At 68.4% G+C, this 13474-nt stretch carries 14 protein-coding genes; 5 read left to right on the forward strand and 9 right to left on the reverse strand.

What is annotated here, in order from left to right; genetic code table 11:
* Positions 1-110: 110 nt before the first annotated feature.
* A complete protein-coding gene (locus tag J6U32_RS20115; protein WP_208791857.1) occupies positions 111-578 on the reverse strand; it encodes a DUF3499 domain-containing protein in 468 nt (155 codons plus the stop codon).
* 162 nt (positions 579-740) lie between these two features.
* On the opposite strand from J6U32_RS20115, the gene J6U32_RS20120 reads away from it, so the two are divergent.
* Complete coding sequence (locus J6U32_RS20120) at positions 741-1244, forward strand: metallopeptidase family protein (protein WP_244332203.1); 504 nt, start codon at positions 741-743, stop codon at positions 1242-1244.
* Positions 1245-1303: 59 nt separating this feature from the next.
* Here the strand turns inward: J6U32_RS20120 and J6U32_RS20125 are convergent, their stop codons facing one another.
* Positions 1304-1525 carry a WhiB family transcriptional regulator gene (locus J6U32_RS20125; protein ID WP_208796232.1) on the reverse strand — a complete coding sequence of 74 codons (222 nt, stop codon included), beginning with the start codon at positions 1523-1525 and terminating at the stop codon, positions 1304-1306.
* A 762-nt stretch (positions 1526-2287) separates the two neighbouring features.
* On the opposite strand from J6U32_RS20125, the gene cofD reads away from it, so the two are divergent.
* Genes cofD through J6U32_RS20140 form a run of 3 tightly spaced genes read left to right on the forward strand, consistent with a single transcriptional unit; the run spans position 2288 to position 5267 of the window.
* Entirely contained in the window at positions 2288-3328 is a 1041-nt protein-coding gene (gene cofD, locus J6U32_RS20130; RefSeq protein WP_208791858.1) for a 2-phospho-L-lactate transferase, read from the forward strand.
* The gene (locus J6U32_RS20135) at positions 3325-4689 is read left to right on the forward strand and encodes a coenzyme F420-0:L-glutamate ligase (protein WP_208791859.1); all 1365 of its coding nucleotides are present in this window, start codon (positions 3325-3327) and stop codon (positions 4687-4689) included. Before cofD ends, J6U32_RS20135 begins: the two co-directional genes overlap by 4 nt.
* Positions 4686-5267 (forward strand): NUDIX hydrolase, encoded by a 582-nt coding sequence (locus J6U32_RS20140; RefSeq protein ID WP_208791860.1) that lies wholly within the window; start codon positions 4686-4688, stop codon positions 5265-5267. Before J6U32_RS20135 ends, J6U32_RS20140 begins: the two co-directional genes overlap by 4 nt.
* A 34-nt stretch (positions 5268-5301) precedes the next feature.
* Here the strand turns inward: J6U32_RS20140 and glgC are convergent, their stop codons facing one another.
* Positions 5302-6516: a glucose-1-phosphate adenylyltransferase gene (gene glgC, locus J6U32_RS20145; RefSeq protein WP_208791861.1), complete on the reverse strand. Its 1215-nt coding sequence runs from the start codon at positions 6514-6516 to the stop codon at positions 5302-5304.
* A 156-nt stretch (positions 6517-6672) separates the two neighbouring features.
* Between glgC and glgA the strand changes: the two genes are divergently transcribed.
* A complete protein-coding gene (gene glgA, locus J6U32_RS20150) occupies positions 6673-7839 on the forward strand; it encodes a glycogen synthase (RefSeq protein WP_208791862.1) in 1167 nt (388 codons plus the stop codon).
* Between the two features lie 25 nt (positions 7840-7864).
* On the opposite strand, the gene J6U32_RS20155 is transcribed toward glgA, so the two are convergent.
* The 6 genes from J6U32_RS20155 to J6U32_RS20180 form a co-directional block, all read right to left on the reverse strand.
* Positions 7865-8692, reverse strand: a complete 828-nt coding sequence (locus J6U32_RS20155) for a putative RNA methyltransferase (RefSeq protein ID WP_338837848.1) — start codon at positions 8690-8692, stop codon at positions 7865-7867.
* Between the two features lie 71 nt (positions 8693-8763).
* Positions 8764-8931, reverse strand: coding sequence for a DUF3117 domain-containing protein (locus J6U32_RS20160; RefSeq protein WP_007320197.1), 168 nt, complete (start codon positions 8929-8931; stop codon positions 8764-8766).
* A gap of 172 nt (positions 8932-9103) precedes the next feature.
* Positions 9104-9583 (reverse strand): DivIVA domain-containing protein, encoded by a 480-nt coding sequence (locus J6U32_RS20165; RefSeq protein WP_208791863.1) that lies wholly within the window; start codon positions 9581-9583, stop codon positions 9104-9106.
* 100 nt (positions 9584-9683) lie between these two features.
* Positions 9684-10745, reverse strand: a complete 1062-nt coding sequence (locus J6U32_RS20170; RefSeq protein WP_208791864.1) for a glucosyl-3-phosphoglycerate synthase — start codon at positions 10743-10745, stop codon at positions 9684-9686.
* Positions 10742-11641, reverse strand: coding sequence for a dihydropteroate synthase (gene folP / locus J6U32_RS20175; RefSeq protein ID WP_208796234.1), 900 nt, complete (start codon positions 11639-11641; stop codon positions 10742-10744). The genes J6U32_RS20170 and folP overlap by 4 nt, the downstream gene beginning before the upstream one ends.
* 31 nt (positions 11642-11672) lie before the next feature.
* Entirely contained in the window at positions 11673-13442 is a 1770-nt protein-coding gene (locus tag J6U32_RS20180; protein ID WP_208791865.1) for a long-chain-acyl-CoA synthetase, read from the reverse strand.
* Positions 13443-13474: the final 32 nt, after the last annotated feature.

A 13474-nucleotide genomic window follows, 5' to 3' on the forward strand; every position in this document is an offset into this window, starting at 1 on the left:
TCAGGCATTCGGCACGGCGCCCACACACCGCGCGACCCGATGATCCCCGGCCCTGCCGCTCCGGCGCGCCGGAGGGCGCAAGCCGACTGCGGGCTCTCGAGGCGCGCAGTTCAGTCGACCGGGTCGGGCAGGACCCGGAGATGGCCGCGGCGGCCCGGGCGCGGCTTGGTGGCACCGCCGCGGGGACCGGGATCGGCGGGATGCACGTCACGGTTGGGCGCCCGGTGGCGACCCGGACGCATGTCGTCGAAGGCATCGATCGGATCGGGATGCGACATGTCTGCGGCGACCCGTCCGGCACGTCCACCGGAACTGGCCTCGCGCACGGCCTCGGCAAGGGCGGTCAGCTCGTAGTCCTCGGCCAACGGCGCCGAGAACCCCCGCTCGCTGCGCAGCATCTCCCAGCCACGGGGCACGGTGATCCGGCGCGCATGCTCGTCGCACAGATCCCAGGAATGCGGTTCGGCCGAGCTGGCGAGCGGTCCGATCACGGCCGTCGACTCCGCGTAGACAAAGGTCAGGGTAGCCACCGCGGAACGGGTGCAGCCGGGCCTGCAGCACTGGCGGGGAAGCTTCACGTCATTGAGGTTAGCCCGGCCCGGATCGATCCGGCGATCCCGACACGCGTGAACCATGGACACCGGACACGCAGACCGGCGGCCGACACCCACCGACAGGCAACCGACACGAGACCGGCACCGGCACGAGACATTCGGTGCACGCCCTCCTACACTCGCGCCATGCGATTCGATGGTTTTCGGCCACCGCACGCCGGTCGCACCGGACCCGCGCGCTCCGCCCGGCGTCGCGAGCGTCGCGGGCGTGGACTGCGGACACCATTACTGCCGCCGAGCGTGCCTGCATGGCGGAGCAAATCGGACGAATTCGACGCGGTGGCCATCGAGGCCTTCGCCGAGATCGATGCGCGGTGGCACGACGAACTCGCCGGACTCGACATCGCCGTCGACGAGATCCCCCGCATGCTGCCGCGGGATCCGGAGACCATCCAATGGCCCGACGAGGTGACCGCCGACGGCGCGATCCCGCTCGCGCGACTGATCCCGGCGGGCGTCGACGTCCACGGACAGCCGACCCGCGCGAAGATCATCTTGTTCCGCAGACCGCTGGAGAGCCGTGCGCGTCGCGACACCGAACTGATCGAGCTGATCCACGAGGTGCTCGTGCAGCAGGTCGCCACCCACCTCGGCGTCGACGAGGACACGATCGACCGAGGACTCGACTGACCCTGGCACGGTGATGCGGTGGCCGACGGTCACCTGGACGGCCGTTCGCCGTCAGCGGCTCAGATGATGCCGCGCTTGAGGCGACGGCGCTCCCGCTCGGAGAGGCCGCCCCAGATACCGAAGCGCTCGTCGTTGGCGAGCGCGTATTCGAGGCACTCCGCCTTGACCTCGCATCCGGAGCAGATGCGTTTGGCCTCGCGCGTCGATCCGCCCTTTTCCGGGAAGAACGCCTCGGGATCGGTTTGGGCGCACAGCGCCCGGTCCTGCCACTGCTCCTCCATCGCGTCGAACAGATCGTCGAACTCGTTGGGCACCAACGACAAATGCCGTCGCGGGGCATCGGACTCGGCGTCGGCGAGCCCGACCTGCGGTGAGGTCAGGAATGTCTCGTTGACCGGTCCGAGACCGTGATACAACGCGTCGTCGGAGCCAGTGGTGCGTGAAGGGTCTTGTGGTTCAAGGGGATTGCCGATCGGGTTGTCGAATGCCATCGCCGGCCCCTCCTGCCTGGGAAGTCGTTGTACTGCTGCTGTCTCGCGCCACGGCGTCACTGCCGCGTCACCCCGTCCACCTGTTGTCGTTCGATCTTCACCAGTGCCCGGCGTTTCGAGTCGCGCTCACACCACGCGAGCAACACATCGACCCGAAGCGACATCCGGTCGAACATCCTATCGAAAACACTTAGCTCTCAGTGATTCTCGATCTCGAACCGAAAATGACACTGATGTGATTACACACGCTGGCGACCACTCAGGTCAAGCCGAGAGAGAAATCTTCTTGATACCACTGGCCGAGGAAAACCGGAGTCGCGACACGTGGGGAAGCCGATTCGTCAGGAATCTCACATCGCCTGCGCTGCCGGATGTCCGGGTTGCGACCGAACCGCACAGGACATCGAACCGCACCAGGACACCGACCCGTACGGTCTACCGGATGCGCGGGCGCTGCGCCACTCGGGTCGGTGTCCGTCGGGCCGTCGGGGCGCGGGCGTGGGGGGTCACCGCGGTCGGGTCACCACAGTCGGGTCACTACAGTGGATCGCTGTGAAGGTGACCGTTCTCGTCGGTGGCGTCGGTGGCGCCCGATTCCTGCAGGGTGTCCGCGAATTGTTCGGGCCGACCCCGTTTCCCGCGCCCGCCGAGGGCGCGGCGATCGACGAGGCCGCAACCGTCCCGGGCCCCCATGAGATCACGGCGATCGTCAACGTCGGAGACGATGCGTGGATGCACGGTGTGCGGATCTGCCCCGACCTCGACACCTGTATGTACACCCTCGGCGGGGGCATCGACACCGAGCGCGGGTGGGGGCGCAAGGGTGAAACCTGGCACGCCAAGGAGGAACTCGCGGCCTACGGCGCCGATCCGGACTGGTTCGGGCTGGGTGATCGCGATCTCGCCACCCATCTCATCCGTACCCAGATGCTCGACGCGGGTTACCGGCTCTCCGACGTCACCGCCGCGCTGTGCAAGCGCTGGCAGCCCGGTGTGCGGCTGTTACCGGCCACCGACGACCGCCACGAGACCCACGTCGTGGTGTCCGCTCCGGGTGGCGAGGACGGCGCGCGGGTGGCAATCCACTTCCAGGAGTGGTGGGTTCGGCATCGGGCCAAGATCCCGACATTCGGTTTCGCCCAGGTCGGTTCCGACGACACGCACGCCGCGCCGGGGGTGATCGAGGCGATCGCCGAGGCCGACGTCGTCCTGCTCGCGCCCAGCAACCCGGTGGTGAGCATCGGTGCGGTGATCAGCGTGCCGGGCGTGCGCAGCGCGTTGCGCACCACCGGGGCGCGTGTCGTCGGCGTGAGTCCCGTGATCGACAACCGGCCACTGCGCGGTATGGCCGACGAGTGCCTGTCGGTGATCGGCGTCGAGACCACCGCCGAGGCGATCGCCGCACACTACGGTGCGCGCAGCGGCAACGGAATCCTCGACGGGTGGCTCATCGCCGACGGCGACGAGGCGGCGGTCGAGGGCATCTCCATCGGTGCCGCTCCCCTGCTGATGACCGACCCGGTCGCCACCGCGCACATGGTGCGCGCGGCGTGCGCTCTGGTCGGCGTCGACACCCCCGGGGCCGATCGATGACCGCCGGCGACACCTCCCCGATCACCGATCACCGCGCCCCGGGCATCATCGAGGTGCGCCCGGTGACCGGGTTGCCGGAATTCGACACGACCACCGACCTCACCAGCGAAATCCTCAGGGCCGCACCGTGGTTGGCATCAGGTGACGTAGTGGTGGTGACCAGCAAGGTCTTCTCCAAGACCGAGGGGCGCATGGTGGCCGCCCCCACCGACCCCGACGAACGCGACGCCCTGCGCCGACGGCTCGTCGTGCAGGAATCGGTGCGGGTACTCGCGCGCCGCAACCGCACACTGATCACCGAGAACCGGCTCGGCCTCGTGCAGGCCGCCTCCGGTATCGACGGGTCGAATGTTCCCGTCGACGCGCTCGCGCTGCTGCCGGAGAACCCCGACCGCAGCGCCGCCGAACTGCGCGCGTCCCTCGCCGCGGCCGCCGGCATCGAGGTGGCGGTGATCGTCACCGACACCATGGGACGCGCATGGCGGACCGGACAGATCGACGTGGCGATCGGCGCGGCGGGGATCGCGGTCACCCATCCCTACGAGGGCGGCGTCGACAGCCACGGAAATCCGTTGGTGGTCACCGACATCGCCGTAGCCGACGAGATCGCGGCCGCGGCCGACCTGGTCAAGGGCAAGCTCGCGGGCGTGCCGGTGGCCGTGGTGCGCGGGTTGCAGCCCACCGACGACGGGTCACGGGCGGCCGATCTGATCCGGCCCACCGACGAGGACCTGTTCCACCTCGGCACCGCCGAGGCGATCGAGCAGGGCCGCCGGGAGGCGCTGCTGACGCGGCGATCGGTGCGCGCCTTCGCCGACGCCCCGGTCGACCCGGAGGCAATCACCGCGGCATGCGCCGACGCACTCACCGCACCCGCTCCGCACCACACCCACCCGGTGCGATTCGTGTGGGTCCGCGACGCCGCACGCCGGACACGACTCCTCGATGCCATGGGCGAGGCGTGGCGCGCAGATCTCGGCTCCGACGAGAAGACCGCCGAGTCGATCGAAAAACGCGTCGCGCGGGGGCGAATCCTCTACGACGCCCCGGAATTGGTGATCCCGTTCCTGATCCCCGACGGCGCCCACACCTATCCCGACGATCGTCGCAATGCCGCCGAGCACACCATGTTCACCGTTGCCGCCGGTGGCGCCGTCACGGCCCTGCTCGTGGCCCTCTCGGTCCGCGGACTGGGCTCCTGCTGGGTCGGGTCGACCATCTTCGCCGCACCCGTGGTGACCTCCCACCTCGAGGTCCCCGCCGACTGGGAACCGTTGGGCGCCATCGCCATCGGCCACCCGGCGCAGGAGTCCGGGCTGCGTGCGAGTGCGCCCACCGACGACTGGCTGATCCTGCGGTGAGCGCCGAATCCCTGCACGATTCGGCGGTGGCGACTCTCGAGACCTGGACGGCGCCGTCACCGGAACAGGACTCACTGCGCCACACCTATCGCGCCTTCCTCGACGCCGCCGAGCAGGCCTGTCTGCGCGCTCACGCGCCCGGTCACCTGACCGCGTCGGCGATCGTCTTCGACGCCGGCGCCGATCACGTACTGCTGACGCTGCATCCGCGGGTGGGCAAATGGATTCAGCTCGGGGGGCATTGCGAACCCGACGACGCGTCCATCGCCGACGCCGCGCTGCGTGAGGCCCGCGAGGAATCCGGCATCGACGGCCTGGCGTTGGCCGGGCTCGCGCAATTGCACACCCACCCGATCACCTGCTCGCTCGGCGTGCCGACCCGCCACCTCGACGTGCGCTTCGTCGCGGTGGCCCCGCCGACGTCCGACGGCGGCCTACCGCCGATCACCATCAGCGACGAGTCACTCGATCTGCGGTGGTGGCCGGTCGAGGCGTTGCCCGCCGACACCGAGGGCACCGACATCGTGTCCCTCGTCGCCCTCGGACGCCGCCTCGTGAGCGAGGCACCGCAACGCTGAGCAGACCGACGCCCCAGAGCACGGACGCGAGCGCTCAGACGCGGATGTTCTTGCCGACGGTCACCACGCCACCGGCACTGACCGCGAACCGCTGACGATCGGACTCGAGGTCGGTACCGAGCTGTTCACCCTCACCGACGACGACGTTCTTATCGAGGATGGCGCGTCGGACCACCGCACCCTTGCCGACCCGCACGCCGGGCATCAACACACTGCCCTCCACGACGGCGCCGTCCTCGATCATCACGTTCGCCGAGAGCACCGAGGTCCTCACCGACCCGGCCGACACGATGCAGCCGGCGCCGACCACCGAATCCTGGGCGTGACCGCCCTGCACGAACTTCGCGGGCGGCAGATGCAGTGTCTCGCCACGAATCGGCCAGCGTCGGTTGTAGAGGTTGAACACCGGGTGCACCGACACGAGGTCCATGTGCGCGTCGTAGAACGCGTCGAGCGTCCCCACGTCACGCCAATACCCACGGTCGCGTTCGGTGGCACCGGGCACCTCATTGTCGGCGAAGTCGTAGACGAACGCCCGCTGCTGGTTCACGAAGGCCGGGATGATGTCGCCACCCATGTCGTGGTCGGAGTCGGAGTCGGCCGCGTCGGCGCGGATCGCCTCCACCAGCGCCTCGGTGGTGAACACGTAATTGCCCATCGAGGCGAAGGTCACGTCGGGGTCGTCGGGAGTACCCGGCGGATCGGCGGGCTTCTCCAGGAACCGGGTGATCTGACCAGACTCGTCGGCATCGATGCACCCGAACGCACTGGCCTCCGCGCGCGGCACCCGGATACCCGCGACGGTGACGTCGGCTCCCGAGTCGATATGCGCCTCGACCATCTGTGACGGGTCCATCCGGTACACGTGGTCGGCACCGAAAACGACGATGTACTCCGGCTGTTCGTCCTCGATGAGGTTCATCGACTGGAAGATCGCATCGGCGCTGCCGGTGTACCACCGCGGTCCCAGGCGCTGCTGCGCGGGCACCGGGGTGATGTACTCCCCGTGGAATCCCGACGACCACCAGGTCTGCGAGATGTGGCGGTCGAGTGAATGCGACTTGTATTGCGTCAGAACGCAGATGCGTTCGTAACCGGCGTTGACCAGATTGGACAGGACGAAGTCGATCAGCCGGTAGGCGCCACCGAATGGGACCGCCGGTTTCGCGCGGTCCATCGTCAGCGGGTACAGGCGTTTACCCTCACCGCCCGCAAGGACGATACCGAGCACGTGCGGCTGTGATCTCACACTCACAACTTAACCGCCAATCTGTGCACGGGCCAGACGAACACACACCTCGATCCACTGATGTTCGCGATGTTCTCGCCTCGACGACATCCGGCTCTTGCCGAGTTTGCCCCGCTTTCGTGGCGAACTGCGCGTGCGGGCACTAGCGTCGTCGTCATGAGGGTGGCGATGATGACACGGGAGTATCCACCCGAGGTCTACGGTGGTGCCGGAGTCCACGTGACCGAGTTGGTGCGACATCTGCGCGCACTGATCGAGGTCGACGTGCACTGCATGGGGCAACCGCGGGACACCGCAACGGTGTACGCACCCGACCCGGGACTCAACGGCGCCAACGCGGCGATCACAACGCTGTCCGCCGATCTGCGGATGGCGGTGGGTGCCGCCGGCGCCGACCTGGTGCATTCGCACACCTGGTACACCGGTCTCGCCGGCCACCTGGCGGCCGAGTTGCACGGCGTGCCACATGTATTGACCGCACACTCGCTGGAACCGATGAGACCCTGGAAGGCCGAGCAACTCGGCGGCGGCTATCGGGTGTCGAGCTGGGTGGAGCGCAACGCCGTCGAGTACGCCGACGCGGTGATCGCGGTCAGCTCCGGGATGGCCAACGACGTGTGCGAGACCTATCCGCGCCTCGATCCCGGTCGAGTTCACGTGGTGCGCAACGGGATCGACACGTCGCAGTGGTTCGCGGTGGACGACCCGTTCGGTCCGGACTCGACATTGACCGCGCTCGGCGTCGACCCGGATCGGCCGATCGCGGCTTTCGTCGGCCGGATCACGAGACAAAAGGGCGTCGCCCACCTCGTCGCAGCCGCCCACCATTTCGATCCCGACGTCCAGCTCATCCTGTGTGCAGGAGCGCCGGATACCCCGGAAATCGGTGCGGAGGTCGAGTCGGCGGTCGCCGCGTTGTCGGCCTCGCGGCATGGCGTGCACTGGGTCCGGGAGATGCTCCCACTCCCGCGCATCCGGGAAATCCTCACCGCCGCAACAGTATTCGTCTGCCCGTCGGTGTACGAGCCGCTGGGTATCGTGAACCTCGAGGCGATGGCCTGCGGGACGGCGGTGGTGGCCTCGGCGGTCGGCGGCATTCCCGAGGTGGTCCGCGACGCCGTCACCGGTGTCCTCGTCCCCTACGATCCGGCCGACTCGGCTGCGTTCGAACGCGGCCTCGCCGACGGCGTCAATGCGGTGGTGCGGGATCCGGCGACCGCCGAGTCGATGGGCAAGGCCGGACGCGAACGGGCCGCTGCGGAATTCTCCTGGGATGCGATCGCCGAGCAGACCCTCGCGGTATATCAGGCCGTCACGCACTGATCCGCGGCCCGACGCGCGGGACCGGTCAGCGGATGCGGCACACCGTGACGGTGACCGCGACGGTGATCTCGAGGCTGCCACCGTGAGCGGCGGCCACGCCGTCGGCGACCTCGTCGATGTGCGCGCGCTCGTGATGAAATGCCGAGGGCCCCATGGCGACGAGGTCGGCGATCGTCGGCGCGGTCACCGTGCGCGTCTGCTGCACCACGTGCCGGTCGACGATGTCGAAAACCGGCGACAACGCGGCCTCGATCCGATCGTCCTTGTCCGGCGCCACCGTCAGCATGCCCAGCGGGCCGACGAGTTCGGTGAGGTGATCGGGACGGGGTGCCACGATGACGAGATGACCACCGGCGCGCAGGACACGCGCGGTCTCGGCGATGTTGCGCGGGGCGAACACCGACAACGCCACCGCTGCCGAACCGGACCTCATCGGGATCTGCCGCCACACGTCGGCGACCACACTCGCGGCGGTCGGCTCGCCGCGCACCACCGCCCGGGCGCACGCCTTGGACAGGTCGATGACCACCCCGCGCGCGTTCGGGGCCCGGCGCAGACACGCGCGGAGATACACCCCTGGGCCGCCCCCGAGATCGACGATCAGGGGCGACTGCGCATCGGGCGACTGCTCGTCGGCGGGGCACAGATCGGCGACGGCGGTGGCGGTGGCCTCGACGACCGGCGACAGGACGCCTGCGTCGTGCACACGGAGTCGAGCGGCAACCATCTCCGGGGTGTCGGCGCGGAGCGCACCGGAGCGCCCGTCGAGGAGCGCGACGTAGCCATGGCGGGCGATGTCGAAGGAATGTCGCCGACCGCACCGCAGCGCGGCGTGGTCGGCGGTGAGATCCAGGGCATCCGAGCAGATCGGACACCTCAGGTCGGGAAGTAGCTCGGTCAGCGCCGAGCGGGCCTGCGACCCGGTCAGCCGGTGACCCCGCGGAGTTCTTCGCCGAGAGCTGCGGCCTCGTCCGGGGTCAGTTCGACCACCAGTCGTCCACCACCCTCGATCGGAATGCGCACGACGATCCCACGTCCCTCCTTGGCCGCTTCCATTGGCCCATCCCCAGTTCGTGGCTTCATCGCCGCCATTCTCAAACTCCCTTCAGAGTCTCGCGTCGCCGAGGGCTCCCGGCCGTCGCCGGACGATCATTCCGACAAGACGGAGAAGCCCGGATCGCGGCCATGCGGCCGGTGACGGTGGTTGCCGCCAGAGCAATGATACGTGGCGCACCGACGTGCAGATGCCCCACGCGCCCGCAAGTCAGTCACGCGATTCGGTCACGGCCCCGGCAGCGGGGTCGACCGAGGCCTCCCCGGCACCGTCCGGGTGGTGGTCCCCGGCTCCTGTCGCGTGCGACTCGACGGCGCTTGCCTGCGGACCATCGACTCCCTCGGCCACCGTGCCGGCCTCGTGACGACCGATACCCGCGGCGACCGGGTGTACGGATGCGGCGTCGCGGTCCTGCAGTTGCTGGATCAGCGCCCGGAGGTCGTCGATCTCGTCGGCGAGCCGGGCCAGCGCCCAGTCGACCTCGCTCTGCTTGTACCCGCGGACGGTGAGCGCGAACCGCAGTGTGCGCACGTCGTATCCGTTGATCCCGTTGCGCGGAAGACGGGTCAGCGTCGAGGTCGCGTCGACCGGCGGGAGGTCCTCGCCGCGACCGAACACGAACCAGACCACGGCGAAGACGACGGCCACCACGACCGCCATGATCAGCAGGTACAGCAACAGTGTCTGCATGATCCCATGGTGTCAGAGAGGTGACCGGTCGCGCCGCCGTGGCCCGTCCGATGCCACGTCGCGACGGCAGGGGCGGGCGAGCGCCCCACCAGGCGAGGGCCTACGAGGCGATCTCCTCGTCGTCGGCGGCGATGTCGACCGCGCGCAGGGTCTTCATCGGCGGGCGGTCCTCGAGATAGACGTCGGTGGTGTGCGGGGTGAAGGTGCCGTCGGGCTCCGCGGTGAACTGGGTCAACCCGACGCCCGAATCCTCGATGCCGCAGCGGCGCATCAAGGTGCCCACGATCTGTCGGCTCATCACACCCAGCTCGATGAGCGGGCGGTTGCGGTGGGTGCGCACCCCGAGATTCACCTGGCCGATGCCCTCGAGGCCGTAGCGGTCGTAGGTATCGATCAGCAGCCCGATCTCGACACCGTAACCGGGGGCGAACGGCACCGACGCGAACATCTCGCGGGTACCGGCGTACTCCCCGCCGAGGGGCTGGAGCACCGCGGTGAGTTCGGGCTTCTGCGAGGCGAGCAGTGGTCGTGCGACGAGCTCGGTGACCCTGCCGCCACCGTTGGCGTCCTGGGTGCCCCCGGTTCGCAGGGGACGCCGATAGTAGCCCTTGACCAGCTGGATGTCCGGATTCACCAGCAGGGGACCGAGCATCTTCGGCACGAACATCGGGTCGGGGTCGATCAGATCGGAGTCGACGAAGGCGATGATGTCGCCGGTGGCGACGGCGATCGAGCGCCACAGCACTTCGCCCTTGCCCTTGACGGGCTCGAGTTCGGGGACCGCGTCCTCGCGGCTGATCACCTCGGCGCCGGCGGCCCGCGCGCGTTCGGCGGTCGCGTCGGTGGACCCGGAGTCCAGCACGATCAGCTCATCGACCAGGGTTCCGACCAACGGCCGGATGGTGGCGATGACGTCGGCGACGGTCTCTTCCTCGTTCAGGGCGGGCAGCACCACCGATACCGTGCGTCCGTCCTTGGCCGCGACGAGTTCGTCGATCGTCCAGTCCGGTTGTTCCCAGGTATGGGTGGCCGACCACGAACCCCGGTCGACGGTGTCTGCGGGCGCCGGCCACATGGCGGCCTTGTCCCGACCGGTGGATGCCGACGGTGTCCGTCCGGCGACGTGTGGGCGGTTCTGGGTTCGACGTACCTTCTTGGTCATGCGAGTCCCCTGACTGTTCTGGCTGGAGGCCGTGTGCCCGCTATCGCGGCGACCATGTCGACCACGCGGCGGGTGGCGGCGACCTCGTGGACGCGGAAGATCCGGGCGCCGTGTTCAGCGCTCAGAGCGGTCGCCGCGAGTGTGCCCTCCACCCGGTGTTCGAGGTCCACTCCCAGAGTCTCCCCCACAAAATCCTTGTTGCTCAGCGCCATCAGCACCGGCCAACCTGTCTTAACAAGATCTTTTACGTGACGTAACAAGGTCAGCCCGTGGTGAGTGTTCTTGCCGAAATCATGCGTCGGATCGATCACGATCGAGTCACGTGCGACACCTGCGGCCTCGGCACGACGGGCCGCCGACGTCACCGCCTCGAGCACATCGGCCACGACGTCGGTGACCGCATCGCCGTAGGAGACCCGATGCGGTCGGGTCCGCACCACCGCGCCACCGGTGTGCGAACACACGATCCCGGCCCGGTGCGCCGCGGCCACCTCGACCAATCCCGGGTCGGCGCCGGCCCAGGTGTCGTTGATGAGGTCGGCGCCCACCGCGCACGCCCCATCGGCGACCTCACTGCGCCACGTGTCGACACTGATGAGCAGATCGGGGTAGCGATCACGAATCCACGCGATGAACGGCACCACCCGCGCGATCTCGCCCGCGGCGTCGACCTCCGCACCCGGACCGGCCTTGACGCCGCCGATGTCGACGATGTCGGCGCCCTCGGCCACGACGCGGTCGACCCGGTCCTTGGCCGCATCGTCGGTGAAACTGGCCCCACGGTCGTAGAACGAATCGGGCGTGCGGTTCACGATCGCCATCACGAGTGCGCGGTCGGCCGCGACCGGGCGGCCGCACAGGGTCTCGCCCCCGTACTTCACACGTCGCGCGTCCATGGCGTCCATGACGTCCAGACTACGAAAGCGTTCAGTTCTTGGGCGCCTTGGCCGCCGCGACGTCGTCGGGATAGGAGTCGTAGTACTCGACGTATCCATCGGATCGTCCGGCGAGCACGTAGAGCGGATCGTCGCCGACCTTCTCGTAGCCCTCGTCGCGCAGTTCGACCTTGCGATTCTTGAACGTCGAGGTGGCCTCGAGCTGACCGACGATCCGGATGAACAGTGGCATCGCATACGACGGCAGTGCCTCGTAGAGGTGCGAGGCCACCTCCTTGCCGTCGAAGTCCGCACCCTCGCGCAGCGTCACCGCCGCCATTCCGGCCTTGCCGTCTGTGCCCGGGACCTCGACACCGAAGACCACCGACTGGGCGATCGACGGGTGCCCGTCGAGTCCGGCCTCGACCTCGGTGGTCGCGACGTTCTCACCCTTCCAGCGGAACGTATCGCCGAGCCGGTCGACGAAGGCGATGTGGCTGAAACCCTGATCACGGACGAGATCGCCCGAGTTGAACCAGGCGTCGCCGTCCTTGAAGGCATCGCGGACGATCTTCTTCTCGGTCTCCTCCGGATCGGTGTAACCGTCGATCGGGACCCGATCGTTGATACCGGAGATGAGCAGACCCGTTCCGCCGCGCTTCACCTTGGTCAGCCGGCCGTCGGCGTTGCGTTTGGGTTTGCCGTCCTCGTCGTAGTCCACGATCGCGTACGGCAGCGGGCAGAACCCGGCGGTGCGGCTGGCGCTGAAGGCGTTGACGAACACCAGGTTCAGTTCGCTGGCCCCGTAGAACTCGACGATCCGGTCGATGCCGAACCGCTCGCGGAATTCGTCCCAGATGTCGGGGCGCATGCCGTTGCCGACCACGAGGCGCACGCTGTGGGCGCGGTCGGTCGGCTTCTCCGGCTGCGCCAGGAGGTACCGGCACAGTTCACCGATGTAGCAGAACGCGGTGGCACGATTGAGGATGACGTCGTCCCAGAACTTCGACGCCGAGAAGTGCTTGCCGATGGCGATACAGGCGCCCGAGGCGAGCACCGACGACAGCGACACCGACAGGGCGTTGTTGTGGTACAGCGGCAGCGGCACGTACATGGTGTCGCTGGCGCGCAGGCGCACCGCGAGTCCGCCGATACCCGAGAGGCTGGCCAGCCACCGGTTGTGGCTCATCACGCTGGCCTTGGGCAGGCCGGTGGTCCCGGAGGTGAAGATGTAGAACGCCTCGGTGGATGCCGGCAGGGTCGCGGTGACCTTCGGGTCGGACTCCGACCGTCCCTGCGCCGCGGCATCGAGTGCGGCGAAATCGAGGACGTGCTCGGGCAGCGCGCTCTCCGGGATCGACCCGAAGGCCTCCGCGCACTCCGGGTCATGGACGAACACCCGGGCGCCGAGGAGTTTCATGCTGTGCTCGAGGACGTTGCCGCGCTGGTTGTAGTTGATCATCCCGGCGATCGCACCGAGTTTGACCGTCGCGAGCATCACGAACAGGTCGGTCGGGCAGTTCTTCGACAGGATCGCCACCACGTCGCCGGTCTGCACACCCTTGTCGGCGAGTACCGCGGCGTACCGGTTCACCGTCCGGTTGGCCTCGCCGTAGGTGGTCGACTTGCCTTCGAACCGCACGAACGGCCGGTCCGGATGGTTGGCCGCGTGCTGTTGGAAGATCAGGCCGATGGTGCGCTTGGCGTCGGCGGGCCGGCGGATCAGACCGGGTGCGTGCTTGATCATCTGGGGAGCCTGCGGCGCCATCTTGAGCACGCCTCTGAACAGATCTGTGATTCCGACGGTGTCCTGGGACGACATCGACTTACTCGCTCTCCGGTTGGACGACGATG

It is taken from the genome of Gordonia polyisoprenivorans (assembly GCF_017654315.1).
Classification (GTDB): Bacteria; Actinomycetota; Actinomycetes; order Mycobacteriales; family Mycobacteriaceae; genus Gordonia; species Gordonia polyisoprenivorans_A.

Coding starts and splice junctions, on each gene's coding strand:
- J6U32_RS20120 (WP_244332203.1), top strand. CDS start 741: ATGCGATTCGATGGTTTTCGGCCACCGCACGCCGGTCGCACCGGACCC.
- J6U32_RS20125 (WP_208796232.1), bottom strand. CDS start 1,525: ATGGAGGAGCAGTGGCAGGACCGGGCGCTGTGCGCCCAAACCGATCCC.
- J6U32_RS20135 (WP_208791859.1), top strand. CDS start 3,325: ATGACCGCCGGCGACACCTCCCCGATCACCGATCACCGCGCCCCGGGC.
- glgA (WP_208791862.1), top strand. CDS start 6,673: ATGAGGGTGGCGATGATGACACGGGAGTATCCACCCGAGGTCTACGGT.
- J6U32_RS20160 (WP_007320197.1), bottom strand. CDS start 8,931: ATGGCGGCGATGAAGCCACGAACTGGGGATGGGCCAATGGAAGCGGCC.
- J6U32_RS20165 (WP_208791863.1), bottom strand. CDS start 9,583: ATGCAGACACTGTTGCTGTACCTGCTGATCATGGCGGTCGTGGTGGCC.
- J6U32_RS20170 (WP_208791864.1), bottom strand. CDS start 10,745: ATGACCAAGAAGGTACGTCGAACCCAGAACCGCCCACACGTCGCCGGA.
- folP (WP_208796234.1), bottom strand. CDS start 11,641: ATGGACGCGCGACGTGTGAAGTACGGGGGCGAGACCCTGTGCGGCCGC.
- J6U32_RS20180 (WP_208791865.1), bottom strand. CDS start 13,442: ATGTCGTCCCAGGACACCGTCGGAATCACAGATCTGTTCAGAGGCGTG.